General features: G+C 42.2%; 18 protein-coding genes, 4 tRNA genes and 1 CRISPR repeat array (1 of these 23 running past the window's edge). Of the genes, 10 read left to right on the forward strand and 12 right to left on the reverse strand.

Going from position 1 to position 20,330, the window contains the following annotated elements; translation table 11 throughout:
- A CRISPR array of direct repeats spans positions 1–393; the repeat unit is 29 nt; unit sequence GTATTTCCCGCATAGGCGGGGGTGATCCT (it extends 307 nt beyond the left edge of the window).
- A gap of 214 nt (positions 394–607) precedes the next feature.
- The 3 genes from P0106_RS04265 to P0106_RS04275 all read right to left on the reverse strand — a co-directional run bounded on the left by P0106_RS04265 (position 608) and on the right by P0106_RS04275 (position 1,526).
- Positions 608–937, reverse strand: a complete 330-nt coding sequence (locus P0106_RS04265; RefSeq protein WP_004111911.1) for a hypothetical protein — start codon at positions 935–937, stop codon at positions 608–610.
- Between the two features lie 10 nt (positions 938–947).
- Positions 948–1,109 (reverse strand): hypothetical protein, encoded by a 162-nt coding sequence (locus P0106_RS04270; protein ID WP_004111910.1) that lies wholly within the window; start codon positions 1,107–1,109, stop codon positions 948–950.
- 126 nt (positions 1,110–1,235) lie between these two features.
- The gene (locus tag P0106_RS04275) at positions 1,236–1,526 is read right to left on the reverse strand and encodes a hypothetical protein (protein ID WP_080575206.1); all 291 of its coding nucleotides are present in this window, start codon (positions 1,524–1,526) and stop codon (positions 1,236–1,238) included.
- A 163-nt stretch (positions 1,527–1,689) separates the two neighbouring features.
- Between P0106_RS04275 and P0106_RS04280 the strand changes: the two genes are divergently transcribed.
- From P0106_RS04280 to P0106_RS04295, 4 genes are all read left to right on the forward strand, one after another.
- Positions 1,690–1,762, forward strand: a tRNA-Gly gene (locus tag P0106_RS04280).
- A 28-nt stretch (positions 1,763–1,790) separates the two neighbouring features.
- Positions 1,791–1,861, forward strand: a tRNA-Cys gene (locus P0106_RS04285).
- Positions 1,862–1,892: 31 nt separating this feature from the next.
- Positions 1,893–1,964, forward strand: a tRNA-Val gene (locus P0106_RS04290).
- A gap of 40 nt (positions 1,965–2,004) precedes the next feature.
- A tRNA-Val gene (locus P0106_RS04295) sits at positions 2,005–2,077 on the forward strand.
- Between the two features lie 259 nt (positions 2,078–2,336).
- Here the strand turns inward: P0106_RS04295 and P0106_RS04300 are convergent.
- The 3 genes from P0106_RS04300 to P0106_RS04310 form a co-directional block, all read right to left on the reverse strand.
- Positions 2,337–3,269: a LysR family transcriptional regulator gene (locus P0106_RS04300; RefSeq protein WP_004115343.1), complete on the reverse strand. Its 933-nt coding sequence runs from the start codon at positions 3,267–3,269 to the stop codon at positions 2,337–2,339.
- A 106-nt stretch (positions 3,270–3,375) separates the two neighbouring features.
- Positions 3,376–4,062 (reverse strand): HAD family hydrolase, encoded by a 687-nt coding sequence (locus P0106_RS04305; RefSeq protein ID WP_174191070.1) that lies wholly within the window; start codon positions 4,060–4,062, stop codon positions 3,376–3,378.
- Between the two features lie 14 nt (positions 4,063–4,076).
- The gene (locus P0106_RS04310; protein WP_009993726.1) at positions 4,077–5,120 is read right to left on the reverse strand and encodes an ADP-dependent NAD(P)H-hydrate dehydratase; all 1,044 of its coding nucleotides are present in this window, start codon (positions 5,118–5,120) and stop codon (positions 4,077–4,079) included.
- A gap of 342 nt (positions 5,121–5,462) precedes the next feature.
- Here P0106_RS04310 and P0106_RS04315 point away from each other — a divergent pair, with 342 nt between their 5' ends.
- The 5 genes from P0106_RS04315 (at position 5,463) to thrS (ending at position 11,565) form a co-directional block, all read left to right on the forward strand.
- Positions 5,463–6,647, forward strand: a complete 1,185-nt coding sequence (locus tag P0106_RS04315) for a metal ABC transporter solute-binding protein, Zn/Mn family (protein WP_004117940.1) — start codon at positions 5,463–5,465, stop codon at positions 6,645–6,647.
- A 94-nt stretch (positions 6,648–6,741) separates the two neighbouring features.
- Positions 6,742–7,554 carry a metal ABC transporter ATP-binding protein gene (locus P0106_RS04320; protein ID WP_004115331.1) on the forward strand — a complete coding sequence of 271 codons (813 nt, stop codon included), beginning with the start codon at positions 6,742–6,744 and terminating at the stop codon, positions 7,552–7,554.
- Complete coding sequence (locus P0106_RS04325; RefSeq protein ID WP_004138003.1) at positions 7,544–8,488, forward strand: metal ABC transporter permease; 945 nt, start codon at positions 7,544–7,546, stop codon at positions 8,486–8,488. The genes P0106_RS04320 and P0106_RS04325 overlap by 11 nt, the downstream gene beginning before the upstream one ends.
- A gap of 2 nt (positions 8,489–8,490) precedes the next feature.
- Positions 8,491–9,390, forward strand: coding sequence for a metal ABC transporter permease (locus P0106_RS04330; RefSeq protein WP_004111893.1), 900 nt, complete (start codon positions 8,491–8,493; stop codon positions 9,388–9,390).
- A gap of 144 nt (positions 9,391–9,534) precedes the next feature.
- Positions 9,535–11,565, forward strand: coding sequence for a threonine--tRNA ligase (thrS, locus tag P0106_RS04335; RefSeq protein WP_004115326.1), 2,031 nt, complete (start codon positions 9,535–9,537; stop codon positions 11,563–11,565).
- Between the two features lie 118 nt (positions 11,566–11,683).
- On the opposite strand, the gene P0106_RS04340 is transcribed toward thrS, so the two are convergent.
- The 5 genes from P0106_RS04340 to P0106_RS04360 form a co-directional block, all read right to left on the reverse strand.
- Positions 11,684–12,598, reverse strand: coding sequence for a dihydrodipicolinate synthase family protein (locus P0106_RS04340; RefSeq protein WP_415681888.1), 915 nt, complete (start codon positions 12,596–12,598; stop codon positions 11,684–11,686).
- Between the two features lie 141 nt (positions 12,599–12,739).
- A complete protein-coding gene (locus tag P0106_RS04345) occupies positions 12,740–13,513 on the reverse strand; it encodes an amidohydrolase family protein (RefSeq protein WP_004111888.1) in 774 nt (257 codons plus the stop codon).
- 66 nt (positions 13,514–13,579) lie between these two features.
- Positions 13,580–14,866, reverse strand: a complete 1,287-nt coding sequence (locus tag P0106_RS04350) for an MFS transporter (RefSeq protein WP_004111886.1) — start codon at positions 14,864–14,866, stop codon at positions 13,580–13,582.
- 142 nt (positions 14,867–15,008) lie between these two features.
- Positions 15,009–15,800: an SDR family oxidoreductase gene (locus tag P0106_RS04355; RefSeq protein ID WP_004111884.1), complete on the reverse strand. Its 792-nt coding sequence runs from the start codon at positions 15,798–15,800 to the stop codon at positions 15,009–15,011.
- Positions 15,801–15,932: 132 nt separating this feature from the next.
- Positions 15,933–17,216: an enolase C-terminal domain-like protein gene (locus P0106_RS04360; RefSeq protein WP_014554633.1), complete on the reverse strand. Its 1,284-nt coding sequence runs from the start codon at positions 17,214–17,216 to the stop codon at positions 15,933–15,935.
- A 496-nt stretch (positions 17,217–17,712) separates the two neighbouring features.
- On the opposite strand from P0106_RS04360, the gene P0106_RS04365 reads away from it, so the two are divergent.
- A complete protein-coding gene (locus P0106_RS04365; RefSeq protein ID WP_004138220.1) occupies positions 17,713–18,756 on the forward strand; it encodes a LacI family DNA-binding transcriptional regulator in 1,044 nt (347 codons plus the stop codon).
- Between the two features lie 155 nt (positions 18,757–18,911).
- Here the strand turns inward: P0106_RS04365 and fucO are convergent, their stop codons facing one another.
- The gene (gene fucO / locus P0106_RS04370; protein WP_116692147.1) at positions 18,912–20,063 is read right to left on the reverse strand and encodes a lactaldehyde reductase; all 1,152 of its coding nucleotides are present in this window, start codon (positions 20,061–20,063) and stop codon (positions 18,912–18,914) included.
- Positions 20,064–20,330: the final 267 nt, after the last annotated feature.

Consider the following 20,330-nt stretch of genomic DNA (forward strand, 5'->3'; position numbering starts at 1 on the left):
ATTTCCCGCATAGGCGGGGGTGATCCTAGGTGTCTTTCTAACTTTACCTTCATTATCACGTATTTCCCGCATAGGCGGGGGTGATCCTTTGTTGCAAAAAGAATTAATTTTTTACCATTGGTATTTCCCGCATAGGCGGGGGTGATCCTACGGTCAAGCAGCTTCAACGCTCGAGTATTCAGTATTTCCCGCATAGGCGGGGGTGATCCTTATGCAGAACATTTAATGACGCAAACCACAGAGTATTTCCCGCATAGGCGGGGGTGATCCTCAACGACACCGTAGAAACAAACCGCCAGCACGGTATTTCCCGCATAGGCGGGGGTGATCCTTGTTCAGCTTTCATATCACGTTGATGCTTAAAGTATTTCCCGCATAGGCGGGGGTGATCCTAAGCACCCTAAAAACGCGGCGGGTATAACCACGTCTTTTCCGCATACGCTGGATAAAACCTACATGTGCGGCAAGTGTGGTTGTAGTAGTCTAGTGGTGGATATGATAGCGGACGCACAAGTGGAGGTTAAAACGCTACGCGGCGTATTATATCGCGCGCGTTGATTGTTTTTATAATAGGGTAGGCAAATAAAAACTTGCCTACCCCTTATTTTTACTGTTGATTGTTTGACTCTGCTTTAGCTGCTTTACTAACCGCCTCTTGCAGCGCTTGCCATGATGACGGCAGCTCTACAGGGCGATGTGGGCGGCGCGCAGCCCAATCACGTATAATGTCATAATCCCACGCAGGCTTTGCTGTTAGCGCACCAACTGAGTGCGTTGGTAGTGGGATCAGACCGCGGAGGCTACTCGCATCTTGACCATCTAAGGCTGCACGCCTAGATCGCACCAAATACTGGCGCATAGACTCGTAGCCGACGCCAAGAAGACGCGCAATATCATGCAGTGATACGAGTACTGTTTGACCGTTCTCATCTAGCATAATATGCTCCTTATTTTTCTTTACTACTACCCGTTAAACCAGCAGACAGTCCAGCAATACCAGCAGCTAGAGTGAATCCAATGCCAGCAAATGGCACTTGTAGAACAACGTTTGTTGCCGCTGTAATAGCGCAGATGGCTGAAATAATGCCTAATACTCTTGTTTTACTCATAATCGTACTCTTGTTTTACTCATAATCATGTGGAAAGATTAAGGGCTAGGGGTTCTAACCAGCAGTATTGGTTGGAACCCCCGTTTTTTGCCCATAATCCCAGCATAACACCATGACTCTTCTTGCTCACCGTCTAGCAGTGCCTTCAGCAACGAGCAGTCGAATAAGCTCAGCCGCGTCAGCTGCACTATTAGGCAAAACGATAGGGTTACGAGAACGGTTAGCAGCATACATGCGAATTGTTTCATAATTCCACAATGGTGTTTCTTGCACAATGCCTGCCAACGCGTCTGGGAGTGGAAAATCCGCAATTGTGAGCGTGCCTGCTTTCTGCTTTTTCCTAGTAATCACCAAGTACTGGCGAATCGTATGACTTCCAACGCGTGTTTCGTAGCGACCGTAATAAAACGTGAGCACTTTAATAATTGGCGCAAAACACAATATATAAATCTCGAATACTATACAAACTTCTTGAGCACGCCAAGCGACACGCCAAAAGACGCAAAGCTTGCATTTGAGAATATTTCGGGTATAGTAGTTACTCGTGCTTCGGGCTGGCGGTGGTCAGTGTGAGAGCATTGCGGACATAGCTTAGTTGGTAAAGCGCAACCTTGCCAAGGTTGAGACCGCGGGTTCGAGTCCCGTTGTCCGCTCTAGGTCCGGTGAGTTATTCGACCTTACGGTGGGTTAGCCAAGCGGTTAGGCAGCGGCCTGCAAAGCCGTATAGATGAGTTCGACTCTCGTACCCACCTCGATTAAGCGGGTTAGCTTAATAAACAACCTGGGCGGTTGGCGCAGTGGTAGCGCACTTCCCTGACACGGAAGGGGTCACAAGTTCGAACCTTGTATCGCCCACTCGAAAGGATTGCCTTTCACGCATAATTAAAAAAATTTTGGGTGATTGGCGCAGCGGCTAGCGCACTTCCTTCACACGGAAGGGGTCATAGGTTCGATTCCTATATCACCCACAATATTGTTCAGTTTCGCGGTATGATATACCGCATTTTTTGTATCTACTGATATTCCTCGGTATTAGTCAGCATTTTGTTAATACATTTTTCGCGTATAGGTTGATTTAAGAATAAGCGTAGCATCAAAATTAAACACTATTTTTGAGTTATGCACAAAAATAGTATTGGATAATGTAACGGTGCTGAATAGTGTAATTCCCAAAATCTCGCAGTTACGCTGCTCGTTCATGTCGCTTAATCATGCTGCTCAGTTCTACTATTTAGCTCTACTTATTACTTGATATCCGTGTTTAATTAACACAGATTCGAGTTGAGAAAGATACGCAATTGCTGCAGGAGAAAGATTCGTGCGCTCATTCTTAATCCACCCAACAAGCATGGTTTCTTCGCAGTCCAGCGGAATGGTCACGATTTTCTCGTTATTCAAGTCGCCATTGTCGATTCCGGTGCAAATCGTAAAACCATTAAGACCAATAATAAAGTTCAAAATGGTTGCGCGATCAGTAACATTAATCTTTTTAGGCGGATGTTGAGGCCATACCGCTTCCTCTGTAAAGAAGAAGCTACCATCCTCACCCTGCTCATACTGAATAAACGGATATGGTCGCAAATCCTCCAAAGTGAGTTTTTTATGACCCGCAAGTGGATTGTTTCTAGAAATAAACACATGCAATTTAGCGCGGAAAAGTGGATGGAATTCAAGATGCTTTTCTCGAAGCATTTTTCCAATAACGTCTTTGTTGTAGTCGGAAAGATAAAGTAAACCAAGGTCTGCGCGCATTGAAGTCACTTGATTAATAATATTTTTTGTACGCGTCTCCCTTAGTGAAAACTCATACTCGTTAGAATCAATGCTGCGAATCATGTCTACAAAAGCTTCAACAGCAAACATGTAGTGCTGAGTTGCAACGCTGCAAAGCTGTTTTCTAGGCTTAGTGCTGTTGTAGCGCTCTTCAAGCAAATCTGCCTGGTCTAAAACTTGTCGTGCGTATGTTAAAAACTCAGCTCCGTCAACAGTTAATGCAATTCCTTGAGAAGATCTAGTAAAAATCTCAATTCCAAGCTCTCGCTCCAATTCTTTTACGGAAGAGCTTAACGCTGGTTGTGAAACATAAAGTTCATGCGAAGCTTCGTTCATAGATCCGCACTCTACGATTTTCACAATGTACTTTAATTGCAGCAGCGTCATTATTAAGAGCCTTCCGATTTTGGGATTTATACTTTACTATTTCCAACTATTACAACTATAACAACTATAAACTAACGCCTATAATCTTGCGACTTTGGCTTAGTGCTTATAATTTAACGCCCAGCGATGCTAAATCTTTGCGAGCTTGTTCGGTAGTAGTAAAAACAAACCCATGCATTCCAACATTATGCGCGCCATCAATATTTACTGGCTTATCGTCGAAGAAAACAGTTGTTTGCGGTTTCAATCCAAATCTGCTCATAGCAAGCTCAAAAATCTCGGGCTGTGGCTTATGCAAATGCTCAACGCCAGAAATAATCGTACCTTGTAAAAGAGTAGAAAGTTCTGGGAATTTACGCAATGCGAGTGGGAAAGTTTCTCTAGACCAATTAGTCAATCCCCAAACTCCGTAGCCAGCTTTGCGCAAATCGTGCAATAAATCAACCATTCCAGGCATCATTTGCGTAAGAACTTGGTCATAGTGTGCGCAATACCATTGAAAAGCGTTACTAAGCTCCTTGCCAAAACGCCTTTCATATTCTGGCAAAAGGTCTTTTAGTAGTTCGCCGCCGTCCATGCGGTCTTCAAACTCATAGAATCCAGCCAAATCGTCTTTTCCAAAAGTGCCATTAGGGCAAATCGTGTCTACTAAATCCGGGAACTGTTTTTGTAAACAATTCCTGCAATTCCACTCGAGTAAGACCTTACAATAATCAAACATTACGTCGTGAATTTCAACAGATTCTACATTTTCATTTGTGTTGATATTTGTGTTGATATTTGTGTTTTTCATTTTTTCTTCTTTCACTAATTAAGATTCATTAAAAGACCAATAATGTAAGGCAGCGCATTAATAATATCGCTTGCTACAATTGGGTGATCTGAAGTTGAAGCATCATTTGATTCCACTATGTCTTGCGCCAATTGAGTGTAATTGTTTTCGCTGTTGATTTTAGATGCTAATGATGCTGAAATTCCGTGGATTACAGCTGCGCTCGCTGCAATAAAAGCATAGTTTTCGTTTTCTGCGTAATTCGCGTAGTTTTCTGCATAATTTTCTGCACAATTTTTATTATTTTCTTTTCTTTCGCGTTGCGCTAATAATGCTCCTAGAATTCCTGCCAGTACATCTCCTGAACCTGCGGTTGCGAGCCAAGATGGAGCGCATTTTGCAATATAAATGGGAGAGTGTAGTTCTGATGGTGATGCAACTGCTGTTGTTGCGCCTTTAACTAGCACAGTTGCTCCAGTAAGATCGGCTGCTTTTTGAGCGTAGTGTGTTGGATTGCTAGATATTTGCTGTGCGCTTATATTCAAGTCGTATCTAGTAAAAAGTGAGCTTAATTCTCCTGTGTGTGGAGTGAGAACCACTTTTGTGCAAACATGTTTTGGCAGTAAATCTAACGCTCCAGCATCTACGCATAGTGGTGGAAGATTATCTTTTTGACTTATTGATTGTTCTTTCGAATTATTATTTTCTTTCGCATATTGCGCAAGAATGCTCGCAATGTATTTTCTTTGATTTGCGCTAGCTTCAGTATTGCAATGATCCGCATCTGGTATTCCAGATCCAACTGTTATAGCGTCGATTTTTCCAGTCAATTGTTCCGAGGCTACTACTTCTGGAGATGTTTGTAATACTAAGTTTTGTGCGCGAAGAGGACCGGCATAACGAACCATTCCAATATTTGCGTGTGACGCAGCACTCGCGCTTAATATTGCAGCTCCAGGATACTCATTAGAACCCGTTACTAATCCCAGAACCCCACGCGAGTATTTATTGTAAAAAGGCTTAGGCTTTTTTAGACATTTGCTTACATCTTTTGCTTCTATGTTTAGAAGTTCACTCATGCTTACGATTGTAGTGAATATCTGGGATTGTTATTTGTGGGATTGTTATTTGTGGTTTTGTTATTTGTCACATTGCATTCGCTATATACACCATTTATTTATATAACGCAAGAAAAATCGCAATTATATCAGACAAAAAATTTGCGACACGCCACTTTTGAAAAAATATAATAAATTTTCAAAATTTCATTGACCATCCATCATATTTTTTCTATGCTTTTAAACGTTATTGCTAACGATAATCTTTCCTAATTAAAAAATAATGGAAAAAGTGAAAACGCTTTTTAAACAGATTACAAGACTTGCAATAATGTGAATTCATAGATTCCGGAAAGGAAAATAGTGAAAACTGCACGAATTTTTGCCACCGCAGCCACCGCCGCTTTGCTAACTGTTGGCTTGTGCGCATGTGGATCAACAGCTAAGACAGCAGATCAAAAGACTAACGGTAATCAAGTAAACGTAGTTGCAACCACCACTCAAATCTGCGATTATGTAACTCAAATCGCATCCACTGCAGATGCAAAATCTGGATTAAGCCTTAATAAAACCGATTCTCAAGGCAAAAAGTCTGTGATTGGCGCGCCTCAAGACAAAGCAAAGTCAACAATCAACCTTACATGCTTGCTTGCTCCAAACGCATCTGCGCACGAGCATGAGATGACTCCAGCGCAATCCAAAGCGCTTTCTAAAGCAGATTTAATGCTTGTTTCTGGAGTAGATCTTGAGCACTTCTTAGATCAGGCTGTAAAAGCTACTGGATTTAAGGGCACGATGGGAGTAACTTCGGGCATTCTTACCGCAGACGAAATCAAGGATTCAAAGGCAGAAGCTGCTAAAGAAAAGAATCTTCCTTACAAGATTGACCGCGGTATTGAAAAGGTTCATGCCGAAAAGTGGCCATTCCCACCAGAAGAAGGCGAGAAGGAGCCTGAATTCCAGTATGATCCACATATTTGGACCAGCACCAAGAACACTATGATTCAAGTCAAGAATATTGGTAACTTCCTTGGCAAAGCTCTTCCAGAAAGCAAGTCAATCTTCGATGAGCATGTTGAAAAGTTCGTTAAGTCGCTTACTGATTTGGACTCTTGGGCAACTGAAGCTTTGAACAGCGTACCGCAGGAACATCGCGTTCTATTTACTTCGCACGACGCATTCGGATACTTCTCACGCGACTACAATGTTAAGTTTATTGGAGCAGCGCTTTCCGACTTCAACAGTCAGCAAGATGCAACTGCAGACCATATTAAGGAGGCTGCAGAAGCTGTTAAAAAGTCTGGTGCCGTAGCAATCTTCGCCGAAAATTCCAACAATTCAAAGTCTATTAAGGCTGTGGCTGCTGCTGCAGGCGTAAAGGCGATTATTGGCGACGATGCGCTTTATGGCGATTCCCTTGGTCCTGTTGGCTCTGCTGGCGAGACTTATATTGGTTCCATTGTTCACAATGTTCAGACTCTTGTTAAGGCTTGGGATGGCAAAGTTCCAGACCTTCCAGAATCTGTAAAAACTGCTTTGAAAAAGTAGTTAATAGGTAGCTACATAAGTAGCTGAAAATAATAAATCACTACAAAAGTAGTTACAAGAAGGTTAATTTATAGTGAATAAGAGCGTCCTAGCAATGAAAGATTGCGACCTAGCATACGGTTATAAAACTGTTGTGACTGGGCTTAACGGAAGTGTAGAAGCTGGAGAGGCTTTAGCTTTAATAGGACCTAATGGTTCTGGAAAAACAACGTTTTTGCAGGCGATTATTGGTATTGTGCGCGTAAGCCATGGAAGCTTAACAATGCCAAAAACGGTTTCTATAGGCTACGTTCCTCAACAAGTTGATTTGGATTTGACTTTTCCAATCACCGCTCGTCAGGTTGTAGCAATGGGCTTAAGCAGGCAAACTGGATTCCTCGGTTTGCTTAAAAAAAGCCAGAAAAAATCTGTTGAGGACGCTCTTAATCATGTTGGTTTGCTAAATAGAGCAGATGTGCGATTTGGTGATCTTTCTGGAGGTCAGCGCCAGCGAATATTGCTTGCTAGAGCTATTGTTGCGCGCCCTACGTTAATTCTTTTAGACGAGCCTTTTAACGGATTAGACGAGCCGAATCGAAAAGAACTGCTCAATATTATGAAGTCCGCAAAAGAAGATGGGATTTCGTTTGTTGTCTCTACTCACGACTTGGTAATCGCGGACGCGATTTGCGAAAAAGCCTTGCTTTTGGCTGGTCGTCAAGTAGCTTTTGGGCCTCTTAGAAAAGTCATGACTAAAGAAAACATATCTTTGGCTTATGGTGGAAGTATGCCAGCTGCAAGTGCGGGTCTTACTTTGAATCAATTAGCAAACAAAGATGATTCGTTAAATGCGGCGAGTGTCACAAGCACTTTTAGTGATTCAAGCATTTCGGGCACTGCTTTAGGAGACGAATCCAATGCTAGCTGAATTGGTTGAGTCTTTGCGCAAAATCCTCGAGCCTATACCAGGATTTGACTTTATTGCATCTGCTCCATACATTTTCAGACCTTTCTGTCTTCTTATTGTTCTTGCGATTGCTAGCGGAATAGTTGGCGTGTTTGTTAACTTAAGATGCGCCGAGTTTAATGCGGAGGCTTTGGTTCACGGGATTTTTCCTGGAATCGTAGTCGGAGCGTTATATGGTGGAATTGGGCAAATTATTCCAGGAGCTTCGATTTGCGCAATTTTTCTGGTTGCCGCTCTTGTGTGGGCATCTAGGTCTCAAAAAATCAACGAGTCAATAATTGCAACAGTTTTAACAACATTTTTTGCGCTTGGAATCGTAATATCTCTTAAAAAGGGAGATATGTCTGGACAGCTTGAAGCACTTATGTTTGGACGTTTGCTAGATGTTACAGACGATAGAATGACTCAAGCAATGCTTATTTGTTTATTTGCAATCGTATTACTTGTTCTAACTTGGAAGAAGCAAATTGTTGTTGCGTTTGACCGCGCTAGTGCTCCTTTAATGGGTGTTAATACTTTACTTGTAGATATTGTGCTAAACGTTGCAATTGCGTCTGTTGTAGTTTCTGCATCTTCGGCTGTTGGCGTACTTCTTGTTATTGGATACCTTGTTATTCCTGGAGCTAGCGCAAGATTGGTTTCTCGCACTGTTGGGCGTATGGCGTTTGTTGGCGTTGCGGTTGGTATTTTTGGCGTTTTATTAGGCATGTACGCTATGAACTTGGAACTTGATCATCCAGTTTCTCCGCAAGCTGCAGTGGCACTAAGTATTTGCGCAATGTTCGTAGTCGTTTTGATTTTAAGATTCTTATACAGAGTTACATACGCACTAGTGTTTTCTAAAAAGTTTTCTAAAAAGAAAAAGTCTAGCGCAATAGATGGTGGTGGAAAGTAATAATGGTAAGTATTTGGCAAATTATTGCTCTTCCGATTGTAGAAGCAATCGCTGTTGGAGCATTATGCGGTTTTGTTGGATCCTTGGCTTTGCTTAATCAGCGTATTTTCTTCACCGAGTCTATAACTCACGCTGCTTTTCCAGGAGCTGTTATTGGAGTTGTAGTTACATCTGTTTATACGATTGACCAAAACGTTTTGTCTATTGGTCTTTTTATTGGCGCTGCTTTGGCTTGTATTGTTTTGTCTTTTATGATGCATGTGCTTTCTAAACTAAAGGGCATATCTTCTCAAGCATCTGCTGGAATAACTCTTACTGTTGGTTTTGCAAGCGGCTACTTTTTAAACAAGTGGTTTGCTCCTCTTCCATTGCGAATTGAGGGTTTTTTAACAGGATCTTTGCTTAATTGCACTCCTGCAGACGTGATTTTTGCGATTATTGCATTCGCTCTTGCACTAGGATTGTGGAGTTTTAATAGTGCTAATTTGATTCACTGCTCTTTTGACTCCACTAATTACAAAGCTTTAGGAGGCAGAAGCGGATTAATGCAAGGAATTGTTCTTGCGCTAATAATCATTACAGTTTCGGTAATTATTCCAGCTGTTGGAACTGTTGTTTCGGTATCTTTAATCGCAGCTCCTGCAGCAGCACTAAAGAGCAGAATGCGTTCCATTAACAAATTTGTGTTTGCGTGCGTATTGTCTTCTATTTTTATAGCGCTTTTAGGACTTGCCTTAGCTGTGATTTTAAGACTTTCTGCTGGAGGAACTATCGCGATTTGCGCTGGATGCTTCTATTTAGTTGTAAAGCTTAGTGAAAGCATTTTTTTGAAAATACATGAGATTTATTCTGGTTTTTGCAAAAAATCATTGTTAAAAAGTCGCTCTGTTGTTCTAGAGTAACAGAGAATTGCGCGTGAAAAATGCGTGCGATTGACGTCGTTTTTTGCGCGTTTTATTTATGTTTTAATCGCGTAAGTTTATCGACGCCACACAAGTCCAGGTCTGCACATTAGTAACGCAAGACCCCGATAGAAAAGGACAATTATGGCTGAAAATACCATCTCCATCACAGTAAACAATGAGCGCAAGGAGGTGGATGCAAGCTTCACTGGCGTTGAACTTTTCGCGGAAGATAAGAATATTATTGCCGTGCGTTTAAATGGCGAGTTGCGTGATTTGTACACGTCTCTTCATAACGGCGATACCGTGGAATCAGTAGCACTTGATAGTGAAGATGGCATCGCAATCATGCGTCATTCCGCTACACACGTGATGGCTCAAGCTGTTCAAGAAATTCGACCAGACGCAAAGTTGGGCGTAGGTCCTGTAATTAAAGACGGCTTCTACTACGATTTTGATGTTGATACTCCATTTACGCCAGACGATTTGAAGCAAATCGAAAAGCATATGCAGCGCATTATTAAAGAGTCTCAAAGCTTCCGCCGCCGCGTTGTAACAGAGGATGAAGCGCGCGAAGAAGAAGCAAATCAACCTTATAAGTTGGAGTTGATTGGAGATAAGGAAGCGGCTCTTGATCCGGCTGCTGCTGGCGAAATCAGCAAGCATGAGCTTAGCATGTACGACAATTTGGATCGCGAAGGCAATAAGGTCTGGAGTGATTTGTGCCGTGGACCTCATTTGCCAAATACGCGCTATATTAAGGCTTTTAAGCTTGAGCGTGTTGCTGCAGCTTACTGGCGCGGTTCGGAGCATAATCCTATGCTTCAGCGCATTTACGGAACTGCATGGCCTAGCAAAGAAGAGCTTAAAGCTTATACAACTCGCATGGAAGAAGCTGCTAAGCGCGATCATCGTAAGCTTGGCCAAGAAATGGATTTGTTCTCATTCCCAGACGAGATTGGTCCAGGCTTAGCAGTGTTCCATCCAAAGGGTGCTGCAATCATTAACGCAATGGAAGATTATTCGCGCGAACAGCACAGAAAGCATCACTACAGCTTCGTACAAACTCCGCATATTACTAAGGGCGGCTTGTATGAGACTTCCGGCCATTTGCAGTGGTACAAGGATGGCATGTATCCTCCAATGAAGCTTGACGAAGAGCGCGACGAGAATGGCAATGTAACCCGCCAGGGTGCTGACTACTACTTGAAGCCAATGAACTGCCCAATGCATAATTTGATCTTCAAGTCTCGCCAGCGTTCGTACCGCGAGCTTCCTTTGCGCTTGTTTGAGTTTGGTACTGTGTATCGCTACGAAAAGTCTGGCGTTGTGCATGGCTTAACTCGCGTTCGCGGATTGACTCAGGATGATTCGCATATTTACTGCACTCGCGAGCAGATGCGCGATGAGTTAAAGAGCTTGCTTAACTTTGTGCTTGGTCTTCTTAAAGACTTCGGTTTGAACGACTTCTACTTGGAGCTTTCCACTAAGGATGAGCACAAGTTCGTTGGTTCCGACGAGATTTGGGAAGAAGCAACTAACACTTTGGCAGAGGTTGCTAAAGAGTCTGGTTTGGAACTCGTGGACGATCCAGGTGGAGCTGCATTCTACGGCCCGAAGATTTCTGTGCAAGCTCGCGATGCAATCGGCCGCACTTGGCAGGTTTCTACTATTCAGCTTGACTTCAATTTGCCTGAGCGCTTTAAGTTGGAGTATATTGCAGCTGATGGTAGCCACCAGCGCCCAGTTATGATTCACCGCGCACTCTTCGGCTCTATTGAGCGCTTCTTTGCTATTTTGCTTGAGCATTATGCCGGCGCGTTCCCAGCATGGTTGGCTCCAGTTCAGGTGACTGGCGTTCCTGTTGCAGACGAGTTTGCTCCGCACTTGCAAAAGTTTATTAGCGATTTGGAAGAGAATATGGTTCGTTGCGAAATGGACAGCTCCGACGATCGCTTTGGCAAGAAGATTCGTAACGCTTCTAAGTCTAAGGTGCCTTTCACTTTGATTGCTGGCGAAGAGGATGTGAACAACAATGCTGTGAGCTTCCGCTTCCGCGATGGTAGCCAATTGAATGGTGTTCCAGTTGAGCAAGCTAAAGAGTGGATTTTGTCCATTATTAAGCAGCGCGTTCAAGTGAATACTGCAGAAGATTTTGAGCGCTACACAAAGTAGCATTCGCGATGCAACTTACGTAGCATAAATCAACGTAAGTCAATACAAAACAAACCCGCACTTCTTAACGTTGTGCGGGTTTATTCCTTTTATTCTTGATTTATTACGAGTGACTTAGTTACTTAAGCAGCGCACGAATTGCTTCGATTTGCTCGCTATTAACTTGACTTGCAGGCTCGCGAACAAGCGTGCTAATCGGCAATCCCTTAAGATTTACAGCAGCTTTAATAGCAGAAATAAACAAGTCGGTAGTGTTGTAAACTGCCATCAAATGGCTGATTCTTTTAGCACATTCAATAAGATGTGCAAAATCGCCAGCCTCATACGCCTTATGCAAAGATGCAAAAGTTTCTGGCTCTACATTTGTAAGACCACAAATTACGCCGTTTCCTCCAGCAATCCTGTTAGGAGTGTAATACTCATCAAAGCCAGAGAAAACAACGAAATCTGGGTTTACGCGTCTAGTGGCTTCAATCATTGCGCGAGTATGGCTTATAGTATCTACCGTATCTTTAATACCAACAATATTCGGGTATTTTTCAGCAAGACTTGCAACTAAGCTTGGTGTTAAATCGCTGCCAGTTCGAGCAGGGAAGTTGTATAGAATAACGGGCAAGCTAGTTGCGTTAGCAATTGCGCCAAAGTAGCGTTCTGCGGTTTGTTCGGTTGGTCCAAAGTAGTATGGAGATACAGCTACAACAGCGTCTGCTCCGCAATTTTCCGCAAACTTAGTAAAGTCAAGTACTTCGTTAAGATTTGTGTTTCCAACGCCTATAAGAACTGGAACTCTGTGATTAACGTGTTCAATAGCAAACTTAGCAGCTTCCTTTTTTACGCTAAGTGGATATGCGTAGAATTCGCCGATGCTGCCAAAAATCAATATGCCATTAATCCCAGCATCAATCAGATGGTCTAAGTGCTTTGCCCATAAGTTGTAGTCAATGCTTCCGTCATCTTTGCTTACAGTTATTGATGGGCAGAAAACGCCCTTAAAAGCATGCAAATCAAGCTTTGCGCTACTAGAAGTAGTCATAAAATTCGTCCTTTTATTTAATTATTTTGTGTATTGAATTATTTTGTGTATTGAATTATGGGGTATAAGACTTTAACTGGCAAAATCTTACACCCCATAAGCAATGATTATTCAAATCGATTATTCAAATAACTTAATTAATTACAGTTTAATACCATACGCCTTCTTTGCATTATTCATAAAGAAATCTTCGTCGTCGCCGAAAAGCTCAACCATTAAGTCAAGATGCTGCTTAAGTGAAGAATTCAACTTAACAACTGGCCAATTGGAGCTAAAGAGTAGGCGATCAGGGCTAAAGGTGTCTTTTACAAACTTAACAATATCTGGATTTACTGGATTATCTCCCGAAATCTTAATATAGCTGTGTGGAAGCTTTGCAAACGCACGCAAAGCATTGCAAGAATCGTCGTCTAATCCTGGAACATTGCCCAAATGGTTTAGAACAACAGTAACTTCTGGAACTTGCTCAAAAGCTTTAGCCATATCTCCAAGTTCTTCGCCACGATTGCAAAGCTCGAAAGGCATGCCCTTCTTCGCCATTGCCTTAAGACCACCAATAAACGAAGGCTCTAGGCAACGTCCGCGTGGCTCGCTTGGAATATGAAGAGGCTCGCGAATACCGGTTGCGTGAATTGGAACGCGCATAAACGGATCCAACGTGACTCTAAGCATTTTAGCTAGAATTTTAGGATTAGGATTTTCGCCAATAAGCCTATCTTCTAGCTCGTGGTCTGCAGCATCAACCTCAACGTATACGCCGCCGAGGAAGTCAACTCCTAAATCTGCATACTCTTTTTCTAGCTGCTCTAGAGTAAAAGTGTGGTTTAACTTGTCTAAGCCATCAAGCCAAGGCAAGACTTGCTTTGTTGGATCCCAAATATGAAAATGTGAATCCAAAATACGAAGTTGAGACATAATAAATTTTCCTTTCTAAAGACTTTCAAATAAAAACTTTGTAAAGACTTTGTAGTTATTCGCGAATTATTTAGCTTCTACAAGACCAATCTTTGAGCCCCAAAGAGCGTACCAAGCAACATACAAGAATCCTGGAACTGTGAGCAATACGGCGGCTTCGATTCCAGCAAAATCTTGTACCAAACCGAAAACTAACGGAATGATTGCAGCGCCAACAATGCTCATAACGAGTGCAGAAGAACCAGTCTTTGCTGCTGCTCCATGAATTCCCTTAAGAGTAAGAGAGAAGATTGTTGGGAAGCCAATGGAGATAAACAAGTACGCTACAATGTAGGCGATTACAGAAATCTGACCAAGTCCAAGGAATGCAACAAACATAAGCACTGCGCTTAAAGTCATGTACAATCCAAGAATCTTGCCACCATCAAACTTTGCCATCAAAGGAGTTGTAACAAAGCGGCCGATTGTAAACATTAAGGAAACGATTGCAAGCATAGAAGCAGCAACACCAGTGGTGATTCCAGTACCCCAATGCTTTAGAGCAAAGTCGGAGAACATTGCCATTCCAGCAACTTGAAGTCCAATAAAGATGAATTCTGCAATAATTCCAAGAGTAAAGTATGGCTTGCTCATAAGATGAATGAAGGAAGAATCACCCTTGCTTTCCTGGTCTGCCTCAACGTCTCCTGGAGGAGTAGGGAGTTTAAAGCAGAAGAAGATTGCAATAATCGCAATAAGAACAATGCCAATAACAATGTAAATCAAGCGAGTATCGCCAAGGAACTTTAGCTTAGCAACGTCGAAGCCTGGCTCGTTCTTAGCAACAGTTTTGCCTAAAATTTGACCAAGAATAAGAGGTCCAACAATGTTTCCAACTCCGTTGAAGCTCTGTGCCATGTTGATTCTAAAGGATTCGCCCTTCTCATCGCCAAGCTTAGTAATGTAAGGGTTGCAATTCGTTTCCAAAGTTGCTGCGCCCAACGCTATAACAAACATTGCAACTAGGAACATTGCGTAGCTTGCGGTAGCTGTTGCAGGGATTACCGCAAATGCGCCAAGAGCAAAGAGTGCGAGGCCACTAATAACGCCGCCCTTGTATCCAAAACGCTTTGCGATTAAGCCTGCAGGAATTGCCATAACGAAGTATGCGCCAAAATATGCTACCTGCAGCAATGCTTTTTGAGTATTATTCAGTTCAAGATAATTGCCAAATGGTGAATTCAGTGCATTGACCAAATTCATGGTCAAGCCCCATACAAAGAACAAAGATGTTACCAATACGATGGCAATCATAGCTTTTGAGCCATTTTTACTATTCTTAACGACGGCATTGTCGTTTTCTTTTGTAGTCATCGTCACTCCTGTGTGAGAATAATTCTAAAAGTTTAAGATTTTAAGTTCTTAAATGATTTTGTGCAATGGTGCGCAAACACACATTCGCATTGCGCACCATTTACTAGCTAAACTGCATTAATCTTAAATTTGCATTTGTGATTTAAGACAAAGCGCGATCAAGATGCACGTAGCCTCCATCAACGAATACCCACTGACCAGTGGTGTGCGAAGAGCGATCCGAAAGCAGGAATGCAGCTTCGTTTCCAATCTCTTCCGTAGTAGTCATGCGGTTTTCCAGAGGAATCTTGTCTGTAATAACCTTCAAGCGAGCTTGCTGAGCAGCTTCGTCACCAAATGTCTTAATCCAATCTGCATACAGTGGAGTCCAGCATTCCGAAACAACAATCGCGTTTACGCGCACGCAATCATGGACAAGAGCTGCAGCCCATTCGCGAGTCAAGCCTAAGATTCCGCCCTTTGCAGCAGCATAAGCGCTAGTCTTGCCCTGGCCAGTTAGAGCAGTCTTAGAAGAAATGTTCACAACTGCTCCGTGGCTTTCCTTCAAGTACTTTACAGCAGCATGAACAGTTTCGTAGTAGTGAGTGAGGTTTCCGTGAATCGACTTCTCGAAGTCGCGCCAAGAAGTGGATTCCAAATCCTTGTTGTCGTTAACGCCAGCGTTATTTACAATGCCGTCAATATGACCATACTTCTTATAGGTTTCTTCAATAATTGGTGCAATCTCGTCCGTGTCGTTCAAGTCGAGAAGATAAACATCGTAGTTCTTTGTGTATTGCTCAATATCTTTGCGGAATGTTTCTTCTGCAGCATCTGCGCGGTTAATAACTACTGGAATTGCGCCTTCTCGAGCAAGTTGAAGCGTAATGCCTTTACCAATTCCCTTGAATCCACCTGTTACAATGAAAACTTTGCCTTCCAAATGCAAATCCATAATGAACTCCTTTGTTAAATGATGTGGTTTGCTTTTAGTTAATTTTTAAATTATAAAATTCTATGATTTGTTATTTTTACAAGTGGCTAATCGTTAATCACTATGCGATTAGCCACTTATTTTTTATTATTTTTAGCCGCGATAAAGGTACTTTTCGGCTGTTTCCAGCGTCATCTCAGTGCCATTACCTGGGGCGGTTGGCGCAACGTAATTGCCATTCTTGATTTGTGTTGGATGTACAAAGTGCTCGTGCTGATTGTCTACGTATTCAATCATGCGACCTTCCTTTGTTCCAGAAACTGCAACATAATCAAACATTGCAAAGTGGCATACGGCTTCGCATAATCCAACTCCGCCTGCGTGTGGGCAAACTGGCTTGTTAAACTTACGAGCAAGCAAGTATTCGAGAACAACTTCTTGTGGACCTGCAACTCGAGTTGCGTCGATTTGCATTATTCCAAATGCGTTTGCCTGCAAGTATTGCTTGAACATGATTCTGCTTTGCATTTGCTCGCCAGTTGCAACTGGTATTGGGTTGATTGCGCGAGCGATTGTTGCGTGTCCAATAACGTCGTCTGGGCTTGTTGGCTCTTCTACCCAAGCTAAGTCGAAGTCGTGGAAGCGATTAATCCAAGTAATTGCTGTTGGAACATCCCACACTTGGTTTGCGTCTACTGCAAGTCGAACATTTGGGCCGATTGCTTCGCGAGCGAGTGCGAGTCTTCTTAAATCGTCGTCTACATTTTGACCAACCTTAAGCTTAATTTGCTTAAAGCCTTTAATTTGCGATTCTTCCTTAGCGATTGCAACCATCTTTTCGTCGCTGTAACCGAGCCAGCCTGCGGCAGTGGAGTATCCTGGGTAGCCGTTTACAAGCAAGTCTGCAATTCGCTCTTCCTTGCCTTTTTGGCCATCTTGCAAGAATTCGATTGCTTCTTCTGGCTTTAAAGCGTCTGTCATGTAGCGGAAGTCGAGCGTAGAGACTAATTCCTTTGGATCCATCTCGGCAAGCAAGCGCCACAATGGCTTTCCAGCTCTCTTTGCTTTAATATCCCACAATGCGCTCAAAATCGCGCCAATTGCCATGTGCTCTACGCCTTTTTCAGGACCTAGCCAGCGAAGTTGTGAGTCGTGAACAAAAAGATCCCATGCAAGTCGCATGTTGTCTAGTAATTCTTCTACGTTTCTGCCAATAAGCACTTGAGACATGGAGTCGATTGCTGCGCAAACAACATCGTTGCCGCGGCCAATCGTAAATACAAATCCAACACCTTTAATGCCATCGTCTAGGCTGGTTTTGATTTCTACGTATGCGGATGAATAATCTGGATCTTTGTTCATTGCGTCGGATCCAGAAAGCGTTTGCGACGTAGGGAATCTAAAATCATAGGTTTTTACTGATGTAATTGTACTCATAACGATTTGTGCTCCTTTGCTTTAAGATCGTTGTGACCTACTCCTATATTTTATAACAAAATAATAGAAAAATGTTCTAATTGTTAGGAAATTTTCGTAAATAATTTTTTGCGAATTTTTCCTAATCTCGCGTTTTGTGATAAATGTCATATTTCGGATTTTAAGAATATTGAAAAATTGAGCTTTTATCTTTTATAACTGTTAAAAAATGAATACTTTTGGCATCGATGTTATCTGTTAAATTCTGATTATTCGGCGTGTCATAAGAAAATTTCGCGACTTTGCATAGTCTGTAGCGAAATAACATATGATATTATTTCTATTAGGCTTGATATGTCAGGCAATAATGCGGTTTTTCTATTTTTTGAATTTTCGCATTGCTGAGAATTAATGCAAAATTAAGTAAGAAATTTTCTCTGCATTTGTTTGCGACTTAAGAAAATTTTGCGACTTATAAGCATATGAGCATAGGAATATAGGAATTAGGAGAGTGCATATGCCAACTCGTAGTCACGCAACTAGCATTGCTGAAAATGAATCTTCAAAACCTCGCATAACGGAGTTGGCTAAAAAGGCGGGGGTATCGCCTTCTACAATTTCAAAGGTTATTAACGGTAGAACTGGCGTTTCAGATGAGACTCGCAAAAAAGTAGAAGAAGTTCTTTTAAAAAGTGGGCGCGAGTATTCGCTTGTAAGCACTAAGGTATCTCCGACAATTGAATTATTAGTAGATTATGTGGCAAATAATGGCACTATTGAGATGATTACTTACGCATCTCGTTGGGCGCAAAGAGAAGGATTAGCTCTTACAGTCGCTCAAACCGATAATGGTAAGAAACGTGATGAGTGTTTGCGTGGAATTGTAGATAGAAATCCTCTTGGTGTTATATCTCAAATGTCTGATCTTACGCAGAAAGATAAGGAATTTTTGCGTATGCGAAATATTCCGTTGATTATAATTGATCCCGTGTCTCTTTCTAATGGGGAAGATCACACGATTTCAATCGATAATTGGACAGGAGCTTATGAGCTTACAAAACATCTGATTAATCTGGGGCATAAGAGAATAGGCGTTATAACTGGTCCTCTTAATGTTCAATCTGGTGTAGCCCGATTTGCTGGATATAACGCTGCAATGGAGCAGTCTGGCTTGACGATTGATAAAGATTTGGTTAAAGAGGGGGATTATCTTCCTGAACGCGGCTATGAAATGGCTTGTAAGATTTTGGATTTGCCTGAAGAAAAGCGTCCTACTGCTATTTTTGCTTGCAACGATATTACAGCTGTAAATGTGTATCGTGCTGCTCGCGAACGCGGTATTAAGTTAGGATCTGAGCTTTCTGTAGCTGGGTTTGATGACGTGTATCCTGCACAGTATTTGATGCCATCTTTAACAACTGTTAATCAGCCTTTTGACTCAATAGCAAAGAATGCCATTAGAATGATTCTTGAGATTAGGGAAGGTAAGGAGATTGAGAATCAACTGGTTCTTCCTGCACATGTTGTTATTCGAGACAGCACTCAGACTGTTGTCGATTGATAGAAGAGTTATTAGATATAGAATTTGACTTATGATTTATGGCTTATGACATAAATCAAATAAATGTGGACGCAGCCTAAATCAAGAGCTTAAATCAAGATAAGTTGCGTCCACAAATATTGCGTATTTATTTATTATTTTATTATTTTAGAAGACTACATCAAGCTTGTGTAAATCTTGCGAATGTCTTCCAAAGTGGCCTTGCGTGGGTTTCCTGGAGTGCAAACATCTGCCAAAGCGTCGTGGCTTAAGCCTTCAATATCTGCCTGTGTAGCTCCAACTTCGCTAATCTTAGTAGGATTTCCAAGCTTAACCGTTAAGTCGTGAACAGCCTTTACAGCAGCATTGCGTACTGTTTCGAGGTCATCGGTGTATGCGTTTGGAACGTCGAATGCAGCAGCAATATCGCGATACTTTTCGCCACTGTAATCCTTGTTATATTCCATAACAGGAGCGAGCAAAATTCCGTTTGCAACGCCATGAGCAACGCCAAGGCGACCGCCGAGTGGGTGAGCCATGCCGTGAACCAAGCCCAAACCAACGTTGGAGTATGCCATGCCAGTTATATAGCTTGCGTAAGCCATTTGTTCGCCTGCTGGAACATCTCCATCTGCGCTCTTTGCAAGGTTTTGTGCAATCATGCGGATTGTTTGCAAAGACAAGCAATCCGAAAGGCTCCATGCGCCTGGAGTAATGAAACCTTCGATTGCGTGGGTGAGTGCGTCCAAACCAGTTGCAACCTTAAGCGAACGTGGCATGGAATCGGTGAGGTCTGGGTCTACGAATGCAACGATTGGAATATCGTGAGGATCTACTGCAACGAACTTGCGAAGCTTTGCTGTATCGGTAACAACATAGTTGATTGTTGTTTCGGATGCGGTTCCTGCTGTTGTTGGTACGCCAAAGATTGGCACAGAAGGATTCTTTGTATCTGCAACGCCTTCTAGAGAAAGAACATCGCCAAACTCTGGGTTGGCTACAATAATTCCAATGCCCTTGCAGGTATCTTGTGGAGAGCCGCCGCCGAGACCAATAAGGAAGTCTGCGCCAGATGTCTTAAACTTTTCTACACCGTCTTGAATGCATTCAACAGGTGGATTTGGCTTTACATTGTCGAATACTTCGTATGGAAGACCAGCGGATTCTAGAACGTCTGTAACTCTTTTAACGGTTCCCGTCTTTACAAGAACTGGATCTGTTACTACAAATGCTTTTTTAAAGCCGTGTGCTTTAGCAACGTTTGGAATCTCTTTGATTGCTCCGCGGCCGAAGTAAGCAGTCTGGTTGAAAATCATTCTATAGACCATGCGAAAATCTCCTTTGAGTTTCATATTGGCATACGCCAAATTTTTGGTAGTCGACTAATATTTTACAATATTGCATGACATTTGGCGAGTGTGTTAAATAAGTGTTTTGTTACTAAAATTAACAAATAAACAATTAAAATGAACATAAACTAACTAATTTTATGCATTTTTATTTATTTTAGATATAAATAAGCACATTTATAAAAATTCGAGCACATGATTTGCAATGAATATGTTGAAAGAAAAATATTAATCACGTTAAGAAAA

Source organism: Gardnerella sp. c11Ua_71, from assembly GCF_055818025.1.